The 19,341-nt window shown below is 68.2% G+C and carries 15 protein-coding genes; 10 read left to right on the plus strand and 5 right to left on the minus strand.

Annotated elements, in window-relative coordinates:
* Positions 1–131: 131 nt before the first annotated feature.
* The 6 genes from ABD243_RS08680 (at position 132) to ABD243_RS08705 (ending at position 7,220) form a co-directional block, all read left to right on the plus strand.
* The gene (locus ABD243_RS08680) at positions 132–1,550 is read left to right on the plus strand and encodes an ABC transporter permease (RefSeq protein ID WP_344364316.1); all 1,419 of its coding nucleotides are present in this window, start codon (positions 132–134) and stop codon (positions 1,548–1,550) included.
* A gap of 2 nt (positions 1,551–1,552) precedes the next feature.
* Positions 1,553–2,260, plus strand: a complete 708-nt coding sequence (locus ABD243_RS08685) for an ABC transporter ATP-binding protein (RefSeq protein ID WP_116765954.1) — start codon at positions 1,553–1,555, stop codon at positions 2,258–2,260.
* Between the two features lie 125 nt (positions 2,261–2,385).
* Positions 2,386–3,456 (plus strand): Gfo/Idh/MocA family protein, encoded by a 1,071-nt coding sequence (locus ABD243_RS08690; RefSeq protein ID WP_116765953.1) that lies wholly within the window; start codon positions 2,386–2,388, stop codon positions 3,454–3,456.
* 140 nt (positions 3,457–3,596) lie between these two features.
* Positions 3,597–4,880, plus strand: a complete 1,284-nt coding sequence (locus tag ABD243_RS08695; RefSeq protein WP_344364321.1) for a hypothetical protein — start codon at positions 3,597–3,599, stop codon at positions 4,878–4,880.
* Between the two features lie 580 nt (positions 4,881–5,460).
* Positions 5,461–6,708, plus strand: a complete 1,248-nt coding sequence (locus ABD243_RS08700) for a serine/threonine-protein kinase (RefSeq protein WP_344364417.1) — start codon at positions 5,461–5,463, stop codon at positions 6,706–6,708.
* Positions 6,705–7,220: a mucin-associated surface protein gene (locus tag ABD243_RS08705; RefSeq protein WP_344364323.1), complete on the plus strand. Its 516-nt coding sequence runs from the start codon at positions 6,705–6,707 to the stop codon at positions 7,218–7,220. The genes ABD243_RS08700 and ABD243_RS08705 overlap by 4 nt, the downstream gene beginning before the upstream one ends.
* Positions 7,221–7,415: 195 nt before the next feature.
* Here the strand turns inward: ABD243_RS08705 and ABD243_RS08710 are convergent, their stop codons facing one another.
* On the minus strand, positions 7,416–9,638 hold the full coding sequence (locus ABD243_RS08710) for an NADP-dependent isocitrate dehydrogenase (protein ID WP_344364326.1): 2,223 nt from the start codon (positions 9,636–9,638) through the stop codon (positions 7,416–7,418).
* A 245-nt stretch (positions 9,639–9,883) separates the two neighbouring features.
* Here ABD243_RS08710 and ABD243_RS08715 point away from each other — a divergent pair, with 245 nt between their 5' ends.
* Positions 9,884–10,909 carry a trypsin-like serine peptidase gene (locus ABD243_RS08715; protein WP_344364327.1) on the plus strand — a complete coding sequence of 342 codons (1,026 nt, stop codon included), beginning with the start codon at positions 9,884–9,886 and terminating at the stop codon, positions 10,907–10,909.
* Positions 10,910–11,740: 831 nt separating this feature from the next.
* On the opposite strand, the gene purH is transcribed toward ABD243_RS08715, so the two are convergent.
* Positions 11,741–13,426 carry a bifunctional phosphoribosylaminoimidazolecarboxamide formyltransferase/IMP cyclohydrolase gene (purH, locus tag ABD243_RS08720; protein ID WP_344364330.1) on the minus strand — a complete coding sequence of 562 codons (1,686 nt, stop codon included), beginning with the start codon at positions 13,424–13,426 and terminating at the stop codon, positions 11,741–11,743.
* 164 nt (positions 13,427–13,590) lie between these two features.
* Between purH and ABD243_RS08725 the strand changes: the two genes are divergently transcribed.
* Positions 13,591–14,943 (plus strand): MFS transporter, encoded by a 1,353-nt coding sequence (locus ABD243_RS08725; RefSeq protein ID WP_344364332.1) that lies wholly within the window; start codon positions 13,591–13,593, stop codon positions 14,941–14,943.
* Positions 14,944–15,047: 104 nt separating this feature from the next.
* Here the strand turns inward: ABD243_RS08725 and ABD243_RS08730 are convergent, their stop codons facing one another.
* Positions 15,048–15,980 (minus strand): endonuclease domain-containing protein, encoded by a 933-nt coding sequence (locus ABD243_RS08730; protein ID WP_344364335.1) that lies wholly within the window; start codon positions 15,978–15,980, stop codon positions 15,048–15,050.
* 170 nt (positions 15,981–16,150) lie between these two features.
* A complete protein-coding gene (gene purN, locus ABD243_RS08735) occupies positions 16,151–16,729 on the minus strand; it encodes a phosphoribosylglycinamide formyltransferase (RefSeq protein WP_344364338.1) in 579 nt (192 codons plus the stop codon).
* 39 nt (positions 16,730–16,768) lie between these two features.
* On the opposite strand from purN, the gene ABD243_RS08740 reads away from it, so the two are divergent.
* Positions 16,769–17,200 (plus strand): hypothetical protein, encoded by a 432-nt coding sequence (locus ABD243_RS08740; RefSeq protein WP_344364341.1) that lies wholly within the window; start codon positions 16,769–16,771, stop codon positions 17,198–17,200.
* Here ABD243_RS08740 and ABD243_RS08745 read toward each other — a convergent pair.
* Positions 17,197–18,516: a cell division protein PerM gene (locus tag ABD243_RS08745; protein WP_344364344.1), complete on the minus strand. Its 1,320-nt coding sequence runs from the start codon at positions 18,514–18,516 to the stop codon at positions 17,197–17,199. The two genes, ABD243_RS08740 and ABD243_RS08745, sit on opposite strands and share 4 nt — an antisense overlap.
* Positions 18,517–18,736: 220 nt before the next feature.
* Between ABD243_RS08745 and ABD243_RS08750 the strand changes: the two genes are divergently transcribed.
* A complete protein-coding gene (locus ABD243_RS08750) occupies positions 18,737–19,156 on the plus strand; it encodes a DUF4383 domain-containing protein (protein ID WP_237563317.1) in 420 nt (139 codons plus the stop codon).
* The last annotated feature ends 185 nt before the right edge of the window (positions 19,157–19,341 follow it).

Genomic DNA, 19,341 nt, shown 5'->3' on the forward strand with positions numbered 1-19,341 from the left:
GCCTGCGGCAGAGAGCTTCACAGCGGATCCATAGCTTCACCGGGAGGTTCGCACAGCAGCCCGTACCACTGTGGGACCAGCCGCCGGACAGTGGGTCCGGCAAGAGACACCCAAGAAAAATTAGGAGTACCGTGAGCGTTCTTGCCCGGAGTGTAGGCAACGCCTTTCGAAACAAGGTCAGGACCGCCGCTGTGGTGGCCGTGCTGGCCGTAGCAATCGGACTTGCCCTGGCCATGCTCGTAGCCAACCAGGCTGTCACCGGCAAGGTCGCCGAGCTCAATGCCTCCGTAGGCACGGTCCTGACGGTCAACCCGGCCGGCGGCCAGGGGTTCGAAGGCGGCGGCGAGCCGTTGACCGCAGCGCAGGCGGCCACCGCGGCCGCCGTCCCCAACGTCACCAGCGTGGTCGGCACCAAGGCACTGCGCCTGCGCAACGCCGCCGAAGCCGCGGCCGAGGCCGCGTCCGGACGGACAGGCCAGGGCGGCCCGGGAGGCCAGTCTGCCACCTCCGTCACCACGAGCCTCACCGCCGCAGTCGACGCCGGCACGCTCGGGAACCGGAACCAGGCCGCCTCCGGAGCCTCCGGAAGCGGCACTGCCGGCTCCACCCAGGCCGCGCCGTCGTTCTCGCTGCCGGTCACCGCAACGGGCATCGGCGCCGAGGTGGACTCCACCGGCAAGGCCCTGCAACTGACGCAAGGCACCGGCCTGGGCGACTACACCGCCACATCCACCGGCGCCCTGCTGGGCACCACACTGGCCACGAAGAACGGCCTGAGCGTGGGCTCGACATTCACCATCAAGGACCAGACCTTCACCGTCAAGGGACTCTTCGACGCCGGCACCGCCTTCGGCAACAACGCCCTCTACGTGACGCTCCCCACCGCCCAGACCCTCGCGGCGCTGCCGGGCGAACTGTCCACCATGATCGTCACGGTCAACAGCATGGAGAACGTCGACGCCGCCAAGACCGCCCTCCAGGCCGCACTCGGCTCCGACAAGGCGGACGTCACCCAGGGCCAGCGGAACCTGCAGACCGCCATCAGCTCGCTGGACAGCGTCAAGAACATCTCCTTCATCGCCTTCGCTGCGGCCCTCGCCACTGCCGGCCTGATCATCCTGCTGATCATGGTCATGCTGGTCCGCGAACGCCGCCGCGAGATCGGCGTCCTGAAGGCCATCGGAGCACCCAACCGCACCATCGGCCTGCAGTTCGTGCTGGAGGCCCTCGTGCTGGTGGCCATGGGCAGCGTGGTGGGCGCCGCCATCGCGTCCTTCGCCAGCGGAGGCATCGCCAGCGCCCTCATCAGCTCAAGCAGCAACACGACAGCGGCCACCGGCCAGCGCGGCGGCCCCGGAGGCTTCCCCGGCGGCCCGGGCGGTGCCTTCGGCGGGGCCAGCCAGCTGCTGACCTCCGTCACGGCGAGCGCCTCCCCCGGGATCATTGCCACGGGCATCGCCGCGGTATTCGGCGTCGCCATCATCGGGGCCCTGGTTCCGGCCCTGCTCACCGCACGCATCCGCCCCATCGAAGTCCTCCGAGGAGAATAGCCATGATCGAAGTGAAGAACCTGGTCCGCACGTTCAAATCCGGTGACCGGACCATCAAGCCGGTCAACGACGTCAGCTTCGAGCTCGAACAGGGCACGCTGGCCTCGATCGTGGGCAAGAGCGGCAGCGGCAAGAGCACCCTGCTGTCCCTGCTCGGCGCGCTCGACAAGCCGACCAGCGGCGACGTGGTGGTCAACGGCGTGAGCCTGGCCAGCATGCCGGACGCCAAGCTGACGAATTACCGGCGCCGGGACATCGGATTCGTCTTTCAGCAGTTCAACCTGATCCCGAACCTCTCGGCCGTGGACAACGTGATGCTGCCGATGGAGTTTGCCGGGGTGCGCAAGGCCGCCCGGCTCGAGCGTGCCCGGCAGCTGCTCGAACAGGTCCAGCTCGACCCGGACAAGCACGTGCGGCGCATCAACCGGCTCTCCGGCGGGGAGCAGCAGCGGGTGGCGATCGCCCGGGCGCTGGCGAACGAACCGAAGCTGATCCTGGCCGATGAACCCACGGGTAACCTCGACGAGCAGACCGGCGAGCACATCATCGAGCTCCTCAGCGCGCTCAGCCGGGACCACAACACCACCATCCTGGTGGTCACCCATGACCGGTCCCTGGCCAACAAGACCGAGCGGCGGTTCCGGCTTCAGCAGGGCCGGCTCACGGAGGAAACGACCCGGACCCGTGCGACCGCGGCCGTGACCGGCTAACGGCGGCGCTGCGGGCGGGTCCCTTCCGATCCTCCCGCAGCTTTTGCCCCCAAAAACCAATCCCTCCCGCAGATCCCGCCCCCCAAAGCCCAATCCCTCCCGCAGGTGGGTGAGAAGATGGCACCATGTCTGCCCTCATCGCGAAGCCGTGGCTGTTCAGCCAGCCGGACCAGGACCCCCGTACCGCCACCGGCGCCCGGCTGCGCTGGGGGATCATCGCCACCGGCGGGATCGCCGCAGCGGTCACCCGCGACCTCGAACTTCTGGCGGATGCGGAACTGCATGCTGTCAGCTCCCGCACCCAGGCGGCAGCCGACGCCTTTGCGGCCGACTACGGCTTTGTCCGCGCCTACGGCGACCACGACGGCGTGAACGGCTACGACCGGTTGTTGGCGGATGACACCGTCGACGTCGTCTACGTCGCTACGCCGCACGCCCACCACCACGAGATCGCCCTCGCCGCCCTCAACGCCGGCAAGCACGTACTCTGCGAGAAGGCCCTCACCATCAACGCGCGGGAAGCCGCCGAGCTGATCGCGGTGGCCCGGGCTAACGGATTATTCCTTATGGAGGCGGTGTGGAGCCGTTTCCTGCCCAGCATGCAGCGGGCGTTCGAGATCGCGGCCTCGGGCGAGATCGGTGAGGTCAAGTGGGTCGGCGCCGACCTCGGCTTCCCGGCACCGTACTCGCCGGGTTCCCGGCTTTGGGCGCCCAAGGACGGCGGCGGCGCCCTGCTGGACCTGACGGTCTACCCGCTGCTCTGGGCGCTCGGCACGCTGGGGTTCCCGCAAACAGTCAGCGCTACCGGCTGGCTCAACGACGACGGCGTGGACGCCCAGAACGCTCTGACGCTCGGCTACCACCACGGCGCGCAGGCCCAGCTGACCTCCTCGTTGCTCGCGCATGGGCCCCGTACTGCCACCGTCGCCGGCAGCAAGGGCTTCCTGCAGACCTCCGGCTCCATCAACAACCCGAAGGAGCTGCTGGTCAGGGTTGGCTTCGACGATCCGCGCACGGAGCAGTTCACGACGGTGGGTCGCGGCTACACCTACGAACTCCGCGAGGTCACGCGCTGCATCCAGCAGGGGCTCACTGAGAGCCCGGTCATGCCGCTGGAGGACTCCCTGAACACCATGCGGCTCTTCGACGGTGTACGCGCGCAACTCGGAGTGAGTTACCCGAACGACGCCCACTGACGACCTCCCGCCGGCCGCGAACCCGGCCGGGGCCCAGTGTCTCGGTATGCCTACAGTTTCGGCGCTGCTCTGGACTCGCCCGTTGGGGCCGACTTACCCTGTAGGCAATTGTCTACTCTTCCCGGAGCGGGGGTGCGCGCATGGATCCAGCAGCGTCGCCCTCCCGCGCGGGCCGCAGCCTCCGCCCCCTGCGCCGCGTCGTCTTGGCGGCCCTAGCCGGCGCCGCGTGGCTGACGCTCTCAGGCACCGCCGCGCAGGCGGACGACGCGTGCACGATCTACGGGCCGGCCGGCGACGAGCACGGGACTGTAGCAGCTGCCGAATGCGCGGATTCCGACGACTTCCCCGTTCCCGCCCTCGACGGCCCCCAGGTGCCTCTGGAGTCCGACCCGGCCCCGTCGGGCACGTGGACCGCGGGCGCCGTTCCTGCGCTGGCAGTAGCCCCGGCGGACGCTTCCCGTACCGTCGCCTCGAACGACGTCGCAGATGACGCGCGGGTCGCTGCTGACAAGGCGGCTAAGGGAGCCGCTGGAAGCGCCGTTGGGAGTGCCGCGCCAGTTCCGGACACGCCACCGCCCGCGGCTGATCCCGGACCTCCTGCCTCCGATCCGGCGGTATCTGATCCTTCACTCCCCGCGCCAGGCGCCGCCCCGCCTTCCACTTCGCCCGCCGCGGATCCCGCCGTCCCGGCAGTGGATCCGACAGTTCCTGGCACCGGGGTGGTTCCGCCCGCCGTCGACCCGGCCGCTCCTGTAGTGGACCCGGCCGCTCCCGTAGTGGACCCGGCCGTTCCAGGCACGGGCACTGTTCCGCCGGTCGGGGTCCCCGCGGCTCCGGTGGATCCGGCCCCACTGCAACCAGGTGACCCCGCCGCCATCGTTCCGGGCGTGCTTCCGGGCGCCGCCGTTCCGGGTGACGGCACAGCGGCAGCACCGCCGGCGGCCGTCGTCGGCACCTCCCCGCCAGCGAACAGCGTGAAGGCAGCATCACAGGAACCGCCAGCGCCCGCCGCTCCGGCAGGTCCTCCGGCTCCCGGCCCGCTCCAGACATACCGCCCTGCGGTTGCCCCGGTCACCTATGCCGGTTTGCTGATGTCGGAACCCGTTTCGGCGGCACCCGTCCAGTCGGCCGCTGCCCCACCTGCCGAACCCCCTGCCGGCACCGGTGGTCCGCCGGTCTCCCCCGGCACCCCCGGTCCGAGCCCCTGGCATGGCGGCACGGGCCTGCCTGCCCCTGACGCGCTCCCGGCTGCTCCGGGCTCGGGGTGCGGCAGCGGTCAGTCCGCCAACGGGCCTGTCGGAACGGCTGCCTGGATGCCCGGCCTGTACTTCTGCCTGCCCACAACAGGAGCCGATCCCATCACCGGTCCGCTCCAGCACGACTACGCCGCCGTTAGCGCTGATCCCGGTTCTTCTCCTGACTAGTCGGGCCGTCTCTGTCTCCACAGAGCACGGCCCGTCGGGCTGCCTTGGCCGCCCGTTAACTGTCACCCAGGAGATTTCCCAATGGACTCAACCGTCCGCCGCCGGGTTGCCGGCACCCCAATTCGCAACGGGCTGATCCCGTCAGCCCCGTCACCGGCTGCGCCGCCAAAGCCCGCAGCATCAAACCCGGCACCGCCAAAGTCCGCACAGTCAGAGCCGGCACCGTCAATGTCCGGGCCGTCGGAAGTGCTGCCCGCACCCGCGCGTCCGGAACGCTCCGGCCAGCATCCGCGCGCCGGATGCAGGGCCCGCCCGCCGTAATGCACTGCCCCGCTCCCCTCGAGGTCCTGTAACCGCCGGAGCGAGGTCGTTGGGTCCGCTGGGGGACCCAACGGCATTCACTGGCTCCGGCGGTAGGGCGCCTTCGAAGGAGCGGTCCGTCAACACAAACCCGTCAACAAAAGAGGCCCGCTGCCGGCCACGGCGCATCCGACACAGGCCCAGGGTGACGGCAGCCGATACCCGTCCCCGTATTATTCTTGTGGAGCGCCGCCGTGGCGCACAGGGAAGATACGGGGACATCGTGGACAGTTCGCCCAACAGCATCATGGCGGAGCCCTTGGGCGGCCGCTATCAGCTGGGGGATGTGATTGGCCGGGGCGGCATGGCATCGGTCTACACTGCCAAGGACCTGAACCTGGGCCGGGACGTGGCGCTGAAGCTCTTCGCACCGCAGTCGGCCGACCCGGATGAACTCCGCCGCCAGGAAGCCGAGATCGAACTGCTGGCCACCCTGAACCATCCAAGCCTGGTGACGTTGTTCGACGCCGGCACGGACACCCGGATTCCCAATGAGCCCAGGCCCTTCCTGACCATGGAACTCGTGGACGGCCAGGATCTGCGGACCAGGATCCGGCATAGTCCCCTGCCCCTGGACGAGCTGGCCGTCGTCGGCGCCGGGATCGCCGACGCCCTCGCCTACGTCCACGGGCTGGGCATCGTTCATCGGGATATCAAGCCCGCCAACATCCTCCTGGTGCCGGTCCGGCCCGGCGAGCCGCTCCGTCCCAAACTCACCGACTTCGGCATCGCCCGGATCATCGACGGGACCCGGCTGACGGCTACGGGAACCATGGTGGGAACCGCCGCCTACCTCAGCCCGGAACAGGCCCGCGGCGCCGATCTCGGACCGGCGAGCGACATCTATTCCCTGGGCCTGGTCCTGCTCGAATGCCTCAAGGGCCAGGTCGAATACCCGGGCAGCGCCGTCGAATCCGCCGTAGCCCGCCTGCACCGCGCCCCCGCCATTCCGGCCGAAGTCCCCGCCGAGTGGGCCCGGCTCATCCGGGCCATGACCGCGCTGGACCCCCTGGACCGTCCCTCGGCCGCCGAACTCGAGGCGGCATTGCGCTATGCCCTGGTTTCCCCGGGATCCCTGCCCGGGCCCATCAAAGAGGACCATACCCGGGTCCTCCCGTCGCCGCCGGCCAGGCCGGCACGGCCGCCGAGGCCCGGGGCTGGCCCCGGCACCGGCACCGGCGCATTAGGGACAACTGGAACGCGCCCCCTGAATCTGCTGGACCCGGCAGCTGTGCCGCCCCGGCCACGACGCCGCCCCTCGCTTTCGCGAGGAACCGCTTGGTTCCGCCGTGCCGGGCTCCGTACCCGCGTGGCCCTGGTGCTCGCCGTCGTCGCCGTCCTGGCCGTGGGGGCTGTGATCGCGGTGGCGCTCTCCACCCCGGCGCCCGTCGACGTCGTCCCCTACCCCATTGTCACGGGACCGCTCGGGGACCACCTGAAGGATCTGCAGAAAAGCGTGGAACCATGAGCCGGCGAATCACGTGGCGGGACCGCAGCGGTTCCAACTACCGGAGGGCCGCAGGGCGCCTCGCCGGAGTGCTGCTGGCCGGGGCGCTGGCCGGATCGATGGCGGGCTGCGGCTCCCCCGCACCCGACTTGGGCCGCGATGCGGCCACGCAGCTGCAATCCCAGGTCCTGGCCGTCAGCGAGGCGGCCGCCGCCAATGACCCCGCGGGCTCCCTCAAGCTGCTCGACGAACTTCTGACCCGACTGGATGCCGCTGCCGCCAACGGCGAGGTGTCCTTCAAACGCCACCAGAGCATCAAGTCATCGATCGACGCCGTCCGGGCTGATCTCGCCGCGCAGCAGGCGGCCGCCGAACGCGCCGCGGCGGACAAAGCGGCGGCTGAAAAAGCGGCGGCTGATCAAGCCGCTGCGGCACAGGCGGCGGCAGCTGCCGCACAGCCTGCACCGGCCGCCGTCGCGCCGGCTCCTGCACCCGCCGGGAAAGCGAAGGAAAAGGGAAAGGGCAAGGGCTGACCCGAGGCCCGCCGGCCGCCACCTCTGGGGCAGGATCAGGGCGTGCCCGCGCCGCCGTCGCCGTGGGCATCGACATGTGGTCCTGCGGCCTCATCGGGCAGCAAAACGCCCCGCGTCCCTTTCGGGAGGCGGGGCGTTCTGCGTCACAACCGGCTGCGCGCTGCGGGAGTGCTGCGCGGCCGTTGCGGCTGGAGCCTACTTCGTCAGCATCGCGAGGACTTCGCTGAACTTCGCCGAGGGACGCATGACGGCGGAGACCTTCGCCTCATCGGGGCGGTAGTAGCCTCCGATGTCCACCGGGGAGCCCTGCACGGCCAGAAGTTCGCCAGTGATGGCTTCCTCGTTGGAGTCCAGCGCGCCGGAAACGGCAGCAAAAGCGGCGGCGAGCTCGGCGTCGTCGTTCTGGCGGGCCAGTTCCTGGGCCCAGAACTTGGCCAGGTAGAAGTGGCTGCCGCGGTTGTCCAGCTCGCCGGCCTTGCGCTTCGGGGACTTGTCCTCCAGCAGGAACGTGCCGGTGGCGCGGTCCAGGGTGTCGGCCAGGACCTGGGCACGGGCGTTGCCGGTGCTCGTGGCAAGGTGCTCGAAGCTAACGGCCAGGGCAAGGAATTCACCCAGGCTGTCCCATCGCAGGTGGTTTTCCTTGAGCAGCTGCTGGACGTGCTTCGGGGCGGATCCGCCGGCGCCGGTCTCGAACAGGCCGCCGCCGTTGATCAGCGGAACCACCGAGAGCATCTTGGCGCTGGTGCCGAGTTCGAGGATGGGGAAGAGGTCCGTGAGGTAGTCGCGGAGCACGTTGCCGGTGACCGAGATGGTGTCCTCGCCCTTGCGAAGGCGTTCCACCGTGAAGGCCGTGGCCTCGTCCGGGGACATGATGGAGATCTCCAGGCCCTCGGTGTCGTGGTCCTTGAGGTATTCCTCCACCTTGGCGATCATCTGGGCGTCGTGCGCGCGGCCCTTGTCCAGCCAGAAGACGGCGGGCGTGGCGGAGGCGCGGGCACGGGTGACGGCCAGCTTGACCCAGTCGCGGATCGGCACGTCCTTGGTCTGGCAGGCGCGCCAGATGTCGCCCGGGGCGACCTGGTGCTCGATCAGCACGGTGCCGGCGTCGTCGACGATCTGGACGGTGCCGGCGGACTGGATCTCGAACGTCTTGTCGTGGCTGCCGTATTCCTCGGCGGCCTGGGCCATGAGGCCGACGTTCGGAACGGTCCCCATGGTGGTGGGGTCGAACGCGCCGTGGGCGCGGCAGTCGTCGATGACGACCTGGTAGATGCCGGCGTAGCTGCTGTCCGGGAGGACGGCGAGCGTGTCGGCTTCCTGGCCGTCGCGGCCCCACATGTGGCCGGAGCTGCGGATCATGGCCGGCATCGAGGCGTCGACGATCACGTCGGAGGGCACGTGCAGGTTGGTGATGCCCTTGTCGGAATCGACCATGGCCAGTTCGGGGCCCTCGTTGAGGCCCTTCTCGATGGCTGCCTGAACGTCGCCGCGGATCTCCTCGGGGAGGTCCTCAAGGCCGTTGAGGATGGAGGCCAGGCCGTTGTTGGGGCTCAGGCCGGCCGCGGCGAGCTGCTCGCCGTAGTTAGCGAAGAGATCGGCGAAGTAGGCCTTGACGACGTGGCCGAAGATGACGGGGTCTGAAACCTTCATCATGGTGGCCTTCAGGTGGGCGGAGAAGAGCACGCCTTCCTTCTTGGCCCGGGCAACCTGGTCAATGAGGAATGCATCCAGGGCGGCGGCGCGCATCACGGTGCCGTCGATGACCTCGCCGGCCAGGACCGGGAAGGCGCGCTTGAGGACCTTCACCGTGCCGTCTTCCTTGACGAGCTGGATCTTGATGTTGGTGTCCGCATCGATCACCACGGACTTCTCATTCGAGCGGAAGTCGTCGGCTGCCATGGTGGCCACGTTGGTCTTGGACTCCGGAGACCACGCGCCCATGCTGTGCGGGTTCTGGCGGGCGTAGTTCTTGACCGAGAGCGGGGCGCGGCGGTCCGAGTTACCTTCGCGCAGGACCGGGTTCACGGCGGAGCCCTTGATCTTGTCGTAGCGGGACCGGATGTCCGTTTCCTCATCCGAGGCGGGGTTGTCCGGGTAGTCCGGCAGCGCGTAGCCATGGCCCTGGAGTTCGGCGATGGCCGCCTTCAACTGGGGGACGGAGGCGCTGATGTTGGGCAACTTGATGATGTTGGCTTCCGGCGTCTTGGCAAGCGCGCCAAGTTCGGCCAGGGCATCGCTGACGCGCTGCTCTTCGGTGAGGTAGTCGCCGAATGCGGAGATGATGCGGCCGGCCAGCGAGATGTCGCGGGTCTCCACTTCCACACCGGCCGTCGAGGCGAACGCCTCAATGATCGGCAAGAACGAATAGGTGGCCAGCATCGGCGCTTCGTCGGTGTGGGTATAGATAATCTTTGCCATTGCTCGGGCGTCTCCCTGAAGGTCTGGGTATTTCCGGAATCTTGTGTTATCTCAACACCCCTAACTTACCCGAGGTGGCCCCTTTGACGCCTACCGGCGTCATGCGCGGACGGGTGCATGACACCCAAAAACGGCATAACAAGAATTGACAAATCACTTTACAGATTAGTCAAACTGCCGTAGTTTCGTTCCCATCCAGCGGCCGCCACAGGCGGCCGCCCCGCTTTCCACCGGTTAGGACACCCATGAGAACACCCAAGACTCTGGCCACCAGCCTGCTGACTCTTTCAGCCGCAGCGCTGCTGGCCCTGAGTGCCGCGGGGGCGGCCACCGCCTCCCCCGCGCCGGCCAAGGCACCGGTCTCCGCCTCCGCCTCCGCCTCCGACGTCACAAGCCACACCGTCACCGAAACCGGGACGGCCGACTACTGGACCGCTGAACGCATGCGCAACGCGGTCCCCGGTGACGTCCTGGCGGACAAGGCCATGAAGCGCGGCAAGTCCTCGAAGTCCGCGGCGGCACCGCTGGAGGGTGCCGCCCCGAGCACTGTCGAGGCTGCGGCTCCGACGCTTCAGTCCAAGGCGCAGCAGTCGCAGACCCTGCAGACCAAGGCCAACGCAAGCGAGAACCCCGTCCCGCACATCGGGAAGGTCTTCTTCACCCTCGGCGGGACCAACTACGTCTGCTCCGGCAACTCGGTCTCCTCCGGCAACAAGAGCACCGTCACCACGGCCGGGCACTGCGTCAACGAGGGGCCGGGCGCCTTCGCCACCAAGTTCACATTCGTCCCGGCCTACCTCAACGGCGCAGCCCCCTACGGCAAGTGGACGGCCAAGGCCCTCTACGCTCCCACCCAGTGGAGCTCCGCCGGCGACATGACGTACGACACCGGGTTCGCCGTGATGTCCACACTCAACGGCCAGTACCTGACCGACGTGGTCGGCGGCTCCGGGCTGCAGTTCAACGCCGCCCGCGGCCTAAGCTACAAGTCCTTCGGCTACCCCGCCGCGGCGCCCTTCAACGGCGAATCCCTCAAGAGCTGCTCCGGCACTGCCACCAACGACCCCTACAACCCGCAGTTCAACACCCAGGGAATCCCCTGCAACATGACGGGCGGCTCCTCGGGCGGTCCGTGGTTCATCGGCACCAGCGCTTCCGGTTACCAGAACTCCATCAACAGCTACGGTTACGGCAGCAACTCCACCACCATGTACGGCCCGTACTGGGGCAGCGTCATCCAGCAGGCCTACACGACGGCGGCCGCTTCCTAGCCTGACCGGCGTTCCTGACCCGGACCGCACGAGCCCCGGTTTCACCTACCCCTGCAGTTTCGCCTACCCCGGCGCGGGGTCACCTGCAGCCGGTCTCCAGCAGTGGGGACGGCCAACGGTGGCCCCGCGTCGGCGTTGAACAGTTGAACATACGACGGCGGTCCGCCACGGGACATGCCCTCCCCACAAGCCAAGGCTTGGACATGTTCCCTATATGTCCAAGCCTTGGCCTTAAAAACGAGCATGTCCCCCGTAAGAATGAGCATGCTCCGCGGACCCGTGCATCAGCCCACCCTTCGCCACAAGGAATGAACATGACCTACGGGCTCGCCCATCAGCCCGCTCCTGGCCGCGAAGAATGACCATGTCCCACAGCCGGCCCACCGACCAACACCGTGGCACAACGGACGAGCATGTCCCGCGAAAAGAATGAGCATGTCCCTTGGCCTGGCCCGTGACCTCCATCGGCGACAGAGGTCACCGGACATGCCCTCCCAACACTCCAAGGCCTGGACATATCCCCCTATGTCCAGCCCTTGGCCTGAAAAATGAGCATGTCCCCCGCAGGAATGAGCATGACCTACGGGCTCGCCCACCAGCCCACTCCTCGCCACAAGGAATGAACATGACCTACGGGCTCGCCCACCAGCCCACTCCTGCCCGCGAAAAATGAGCATGTCCCGCAGCCCTGCTCGCCGACGGACCCGGAGGGCACAAAAAATGGGCATGTCCTCCGGATAAGGGAGGGCATGCCCATTCTTTGTGCGGCTTCTGCTGCGGCGGCTTCTGCGTGCAGCGGGAACCGCGGATGTGTGCAGCGGGAACCACGGACTAGTGGAAGAAGTGGCGGGCTCCCGTGAAGTACATCGTGATGCCGGCGGCGTTGGCCGCGGCGATGACTTCCTCATCCCGGACGGAGCCGCCGGGCTGGACCACGGCCCGCACGCCGGCGTCGACCAGGATCTGCAGGCCGTCCGCGAACGGGAAGAACGCGTCCGATGCCGCCACCGCACCGCGGGCACGCTCGGGGGCTTCGCTGGCGTCGGTGCCGGCTGCGCCGCCAGCGGCATCGACGTCGGACTCCACGGTGACGCCGAGCGCGTTGGCGCGCTCCACGGCGAGCTTGCAGGAATCAAGCCGGTTGACCTGGCCCATGCCGATGCCGACGGCGGCACCGTTGTCCGCGAGCAGGATGGCGTTGGACTTGGCGGCGCGGCAGGCGGTCCAGGCGAACGCGAGGTCGGCCAGGGTGTCGGCATCGGCGGCGTCGCCCGCGGCAAGGGTCCAGTTGGCGGGGTTGTCACCCTCGGCGTCGACCTTGTCCGTGGCCTGCACCAGCATGCCGCCGGAGACCTGGCGGAACTCGGTCGGGTACCGGCCGTAGCCCTCGGGCAGCGCCAGGAGACGGATGTTCTTCTTCTTGGACAGGATCTCCACGGCCTCCTCGTCGAAGCCCGGCGCGATGACGACCTCCGTGAAGATTCCCGCCACAGTGCGGGCCATGCCGGCGGTGACAGTGCGGTTCGCGGCGATGACGCCGCCGAACGCGGACACGGGATCGCAGGCGTGGGCCTTGGCGTGGGCATCGGCGATCGGGTCCGCCGCGGACGCGGAGCCCACAGCCACGCCGCAGGGGTTGGCGTGCTTGATGATAGCGACGGCGGGCTCGGCGAAATCGAACGCGGCGCGCAGGGCGGCATCGGCGTCGACAAAGTTGTTGTAGCTCATGGCCTTGCCGTGGATCTGGTCGGCCTGCGCGATGCCGGCCGGGGCGGCCTTGTCCACGTACAGGGCGGCCTGCTGGTGCGGGTTTTCGCCGTAGCGGAGCACCTCGGAGCGTTCCAGGGCCAGTCCGGCGTAGGCGGGCCAGTTGATCAGGCCGTCGCCGTCCTCGTCGAGGAACTGGCTGGCGGTCCAGGTGGCCACGGCGGTGTCGTAGGACGCGGTGTGCGCGAAGGCCTTGGCGGCGAGCCGGCGTCGGGTCTTCAGGTCGAAGCCGCCCGAGGCGGCCGCCTCCACGACGGCACCGTACGACGCCGGGTCCACCACGATCGCGACGGCGGCGTGGTTCTTCGCGGCCGAGCGGACCATCGCCGGGCCGCCGATGTCGATCTGCTCGACGACGTCGTCCGCCGCCGCGCCGGACTTCACGGTCTCCACGAAGGGGTAAAGGTTGACGACGACGAGGTCGAACGGCTCGATGTCCATGTCGGCCAGCGTCTGCATGTGGGCCGGGACGCGGCGGTCCGCGAGGATGCCGCCGTGTACCCGCGGGTGCAGGGTCTTGACGCGGCCGTCCAGCATTTCCGGGGAGCCGGTGACTTCTTCGACTTCCTGCACGGGGATGCCCGCGGCGGCGATCTTCTTGGCCGTGGAGCCGGTGGAGACGATCTTGACGCCGGCGTCGTGCAGGCCCTGCGCGAGCTCCTCCAGACCGGTCTTGTCGTAGACCGAAATCAGTGCCCGGCGGATGGGCACTCGGTCGATGGATACACGGTCAAGCTGCGTGAAGCTCACAAAAAGTCTCCGTCTTATATCGCGGCGGGCCGCGGGTGGTGGGGATGCGGCCAGTTTATCGCGTCCCGGCCCTCCGCCTTCCCTCGGGTCTGCCCGCGCGCCGGAGTGTGAAGCATGCACCGGCCCCGCCCGGGCCACGTAGAGTTTTCACACAGGAGGCCAAGATGAACACGTACACCACTGTGCCCAGCGGCGAACAGGTGGTCCAGGAACTGCCGTGGCGGTGGAAGGTCCAAGGCCGGATCTTCCTGATCGGCGGCTTGGGCTTCATGTTCGACGCCTGGGACGTCACCCTCAACGGCATCCTCATTCCGCTGCTGTCCAAATACTGGTCCCTGAGCCCCGGCGATGCCGCCTGGATCGGCACGGCGAATCTGATCGGCATGGCCCTCGGTGCCTTCGTCTGGGGCACCATCGCGGACACGATCGGCCGCAAGAAGGCCTTCACCGCCACGTTGCTGATCTTCTCCATCTTCACTGTGCTCGGCGCGGTCTCCCCCGATTTCATGTGGTTCGTCGTGTTCCGCTTCATGGCCGGCTTCGGCCTCGGCGGCTGCATCCCGGTGGACTATGCGCTGGTGGGCGAGTTCACACCCCGCAAACAGCGCGGCCGGGTACTGACCGCGATGGACGGCTGGTGGCCGATCGGCGCCGCCCTGTGCGGTTTTGTCTCCGCCGGACTGGTCGCGGCCTTCGCGGACTGGCGCCTGACCATGCTCGTCATGGTGCTCCCGGCACTGCTCGTGTTCTGGATCCGCCGCAGCGTGCCGGAGTCCCCGCTCTTTTTGATCCGCAAGGGCCGCCGCGACGAGGCCGCCCAGGTGATCGACAGCCTGGTCGAGGCCACCGGCGCCGAGCCCCGCGTCTACAGCCTGCCCGCACCGCAGGACGCACCCCGGCTCTCCGCCGGCAGCGCGTGGACGCAATTGCGTGCGCTCTGGCAGTTCAACTGGAAGATCACGACGGCGGCCTGGGCCCTCTTCTTCAGCATCCTGCTGGTGTACTACCTGTCCCTGACGTGGATGCCGCGGATCCTGATCGGCGCCGGCTTCGAGGAGTACAAGGCCTTCCTGACCACGGCGTCCATGGCCGCCGTCGGTCTCCTCGGCGTGGTGGTGGCCGCCCTGCTCGTCGAACGCGTGGGCCGCAAATGGATCCTGGCCATCACCGGCCCGCTCTCCGCCCTGACGCTCGTGATTGTGGCAATCGTGGTGGACATCCCGACGGCGGCCGTGTTCTGGCTCCTGGTCTTCGGCTTCGTGGTGCAGGTGGCCATCCCCGTGCTGTACGCCTACGTCTCCGAGCTCTACCCCACCGAGCTGCGCGGTTCCGGCTTCGGCTGGGCCTCGACGTTTTCCCGCCTCGGCGCCGGGTTCGGACCGCTGATCTTCGCGGCCGTCCTGTGGCCGCAGCTGGGACTCGCGACCTCGTTTGCGCTGGCCGGCGGCCTGGTGCTGCTGTCCGTGCTGTGGATGGCGTTCTTCGCCCCCGAAACCAAGCAGCGCCGGCTCGACTAGCGCGTTCTCCGGGCACCAGCCCCCGCCCGCCCGCCCGCCCGCCCTGACCCAACTAACTAGCAGCAGGGGCCGTTCTGAGCCCTCAAAACGGCCCCTGCTGCTAGTTACTTGGGCTGCCAGCCGCGGGACGCGAGCGCGGCGCTGACCTTCGCGACGGCGGACCGCGCGTCGTTCTCCATGTGCCGCTTCGAGATCCGGACCAGGATCCAGCCGGCGCCGCTGAAGTCCTCTTCCCGGGCAATGTCACGAATGACCTGAGCCGCCTCGGAATGCCCGGCGCCCTCGTACTCGACGGCAACCCGGTGCTCCGGGTAGGCAAGATCCGGTTGACGCACGACGCCGGAGCGCAGGACCGTGTCCACGTTCAGTTCCGGTTCCGGCAGTCCTGCGCGGCGCAGCGCGAGCCGGAGTCTCGTCTCGGGAGCCGAGTCCGCACCGATCCGAGCCTGCTCCAGGGCGAGCCGCGCCTTGCGGATGCCGGGCGTCCCCTTGTGCCGGTCCAGCATCTCGGCCAGCTGCGCCGGCGTGGCATAAGGCTCCGTCCGGCCTTCAAATGCAGGCCGAGGAAGGCGCAGCAAGTGGTCCGCCACCACGGTCAGCTCATCGATGCTCATCTTCCGGGAGCAGTCCAACCACGTCCTGGTCCGCGTGGTGACCAGCACGCCGTCGACCATGGTGATTTCGTCGGCGAAGAATTTCCCGACATGCCCGATCACGCCCCTGCGCCGCGGTATGGCCATGGTGTCCGGACGGGAAATGTGGATTCCGGGAGCGTTCGAGCCCGGGAGGAATCCCGGAAAGGCCCAGATCAGGAAGGCCGTCGCGTGGGAGGCTGCGGAGAATTGCGTGACCAGGGTCAGGGGCCGGGCGTGGAGCGTCACTTCAGCGCTGTGCCCCGTTGGCAAGCGGATCCCGCGGCTCGGAACGTCCAGGGAGGAGTGCCTAAGACGACGTCGGCTGATGCCGGCGTCGGCGGCCTCCTTGACGGTAAACGGCGCTGATCCGAGCGGCACCGGGAGCGGTCGGGGCGTCCTCATCGCTACATCGTCGCAAATCGGAGGTTTGCCCTGGGGAGTTATCCACAGCACACGGCCCACGCACCCAACTGACTCGCAGCAGGGGCCGTTTTGAGCGCTCAAAACGGCCCCTGCTGCGAGTCAGTTGGGTGGGCAAGCCCGTTGGGTGGGCGGGATACGCCGGAGTGCCGCTACTTGCGTCCGTTGTGGGCCGCGGCAAGGGACGCCAGCGTGGAGACCAGGAGGCGGCGCTCCACCACCTTGATGCGTTCGTGCAGGGACTCTTCGGTCTCGCCGTCCTCGATCGCCACGGCCTCCTGCGCGATGATGGGGCCGGTGTCCACGCCGGCGTCGGCCCAGTGCACGGTACAGCCGGTGACCTTCACGCCGTAGGCCAGGGCGTCGCGGACACCGTGCGCGCCCGGGAAGGACGGCAGCAGGGCCGGGTGCGTGTTGAGGTATTTGCCGCCGAACGCATCGATGAAGCCGGCGCTGACAATCCGCATGAAGCCCGAGGACACCACGACGTCCGGGGCGTAGGCGGCGACGGTCTCAGTCAGGGCCGCGTTCCAGGCAGCCCGGTCCGGGTAGGCCTTGAAGTCCACCACGAACGTCGGGATTCCGGCGGCCGCGGAGCGCTCCACCCCGAATGTTCCGGGCCGGTCGGCGCCGACGGCGGCGATCTCGACGTCAAGCGCGCCGGCGGTCACGGCGTCGATCACTGCCTGGAGGTTGGAGCCGGTGCCGGAAACGAGGACTACGATGCGCATGGTCCTAGCTTATGGGGCCGCTCGCGTAGGCTGGAAACCATGAATTCCCCCACGGACTCCGGCGGCGGCCAGCCCGGCCGGCATCCGCGCGGCGCGGCGGTCAAAGACCCCCAGCAGCTGACCCACACCCTGTTCCGGCTGTTCATCGTCGCGGTCCTGGGCGCCTTCTTCGTCTTCCAGCTCGACGTCAGCTACCTGTGGCTGACGGCCCTGCTCACCACGGCCGGGATTGTGCTGGGCATTATGGTGCTGATCCGGGCCGTGAAGTACAAAGCACCGCGGTTGGTCCTGTTCGGCGCGATTTCCGGACTGATGGCCTCGGCAGTGATGCTGCTGGTGGTCCTGGCCTCGTCACTGTTCTTCAGCCAGATCCGCGACTACCAGCAGTGCGTCCGGCATGCCCTGACGGAGCAGGCAACGTCCGCGTGCAGGACGCAGCTCAACAACGCCATGCCCACGCAGTTCCGTTAGCGGCCGTTGACCGCTTCTAGGTCCGCCTCCCGCAGCTTCTGCTGGCGTTCCAGCCAGGGACCGGCCGCGTAGCCGATCACGACGCCGATCCCCACCTCCGCGGCCACGAACAGTGCCGTGCGGAGCGGGTCGGGGCCGATCTCCGTCAGCCTGCCGATTCCGGCGGACCCGCCGGCAAGCCAGGCGAGCCCCGCCGCGAGCAGCCCGGCGACCGAGCCGATTACCGCGCCCAGCACCAGGGTGGACGCCGCGGCGGTAAACCAGCGGGCCCGGACCTTGATGGACAGCCATTCGTCGAAGTGGTTCTCGCCTTCGCGCAGGAACCACCAGCCTGCCAGCACCCCGGCGAGCGCCGGCACCACGAGGGCCACGAAGCCGAAGTCCAGCGACCCGGACGGCAGCGCCGCGAACACGGGGATGGACGGCAGCGGCCCGACGGCGGTTCCGAGCGGGCCGGCCGCCGAGCCGACCCCCAGCGCAAACCCCGCGCCGGAGATCCAGGCCAGGGCAAACACAACGAGGTTGGGCAGGAAGCCCAGGAGCACAATGGTCAGGACAGCGCCGCCGATGGCACCGGCGTCGAGCCCCTCATACACGGCCACCACAAGGTTCCAGTGGATGAAGAGGTCGACGGCAAGCAGGGCCCCCGCCATCGCCAGGGTCGCCATCAGCGCCACCGATCCGGCCTTGATGGCGGAACCAAGGTAGGACCCGGCCCAGCGGGAGTGCTGACTGGTGCGGGACAGCCAGGCCACGGCGTCGACGCCGATCAGACGGCTCCAGGAGCCTGCCTCGCGGCGCGCGCCCACCACCATGCCCAGTCCGAACGGGATGAGCGGGATCAGCGCGGCGGACCACAAGCTGATGCCGACGTCGGACGTGCGGCAAACGAACCCCGTGGCGATTCCGAACCCCGCGTACATCAGCCAGGATCCGAGCAGGGCCTGCCAGAGCTGGTCCGTATACGAGGCGCGGGCGAGCCGACGCCCGGCACGCCAGGCGAGCAGGAACGGGATGAGGGTCAGCCCCAGCGGAATCAGTGAGAGCGTGCCGGAATCCGGGTGAGCCGCGGACCCGGCGCCGGCGGTGTCCAGCAGCAGCGGCACGCCGTGGATCAGCAGCCAGGCCTGGCCGGCGAGGCGGGCCAGGAGGTCGAACCCGCTGTTCTGGAATCCGGCCGTGGCCCAGACCGTGACGATCGGCGCCGCCACCACAAGGGCGGAGATAACGGCGGCCTGGGCGGACTCGAGGGCACCCTGCAGCCACAAGGGCATGGGAAGGCCACGTTGTCCGGTCTGATCAGCGCGCAGTTTCATCGAGTTCCATGGTGCCACGAGCCCGGCATCCGGCCGGTTACCGACAGGCACAACGCGCGGATCCGCGGAATTCGCGTCCCCCGGCTGCCGGCGCTTTTTCCACACCCGGGCCGTAAAATTGTAAATGTCCGCAATCAGTGGTTGGAGGCAGCAAATGACTACCGCATCTCCTCATGCCCATGGCGTTCATTTTGGTCGGACGGATGTACAGAACGTAGGCATGGGTGTAGGTATCGTCCTTATCGTCGTGGGCATCCTGGGGTTCATCCCGGGCATCACGACGAACTACAGCGAACTCAGGTTCTTCGGGCCCGATTCCAAGGCCCTGTTCCTGAACCTGTTCCAGGTGTCGATGTTGCTGAACATTGTTCAGCTCGCGATCGGCGCCACCGGCTTGACGATGTCCCGGACCGCCGTGGGCGCCCGGAATTTCCTCATGGGCTCCGGCCTGCTCTACATCGTCCTGAGCATCTACGGGTTTATCGTCGGCGTGAATTCGGCGGCCAACTTCCTGTCGCTGAACACCATGGACAATTGGGCCTTTATGGTCATGGGCATCGTAATGGCTGGCGCAGGCTGGCTCATGACAAGGCATCTTGAAGAAGACGTGAAGACCCGGTCATCAACCCCCGGGACCTAAGGGAGCCGCGAATGAGTAACGTTTCATAGCATTCGAAAAAATTCGTACTACCTGCTGGTGCAGTGGCTTAGCGGAAACGCGGCGGCTGCACCAGCTTCCTTTTGTGAGCACGACGACGGCAGACGACCCGGCGGCGGTGACGACGACGGCATCCCCGGCTGCCCCGCTCCCGCACCCCGTTGCCG

The sequence above is a fragment of the Arthrobacter humicola genome (genome assembly GCF_039531445.1).
Taxonomy (GTDB): Bacteria; Actinomycetota; Actinomycetes; order Actinomycetales; family Micrococcaceae; genus Arthrobacter; species Arthrobacter humicola.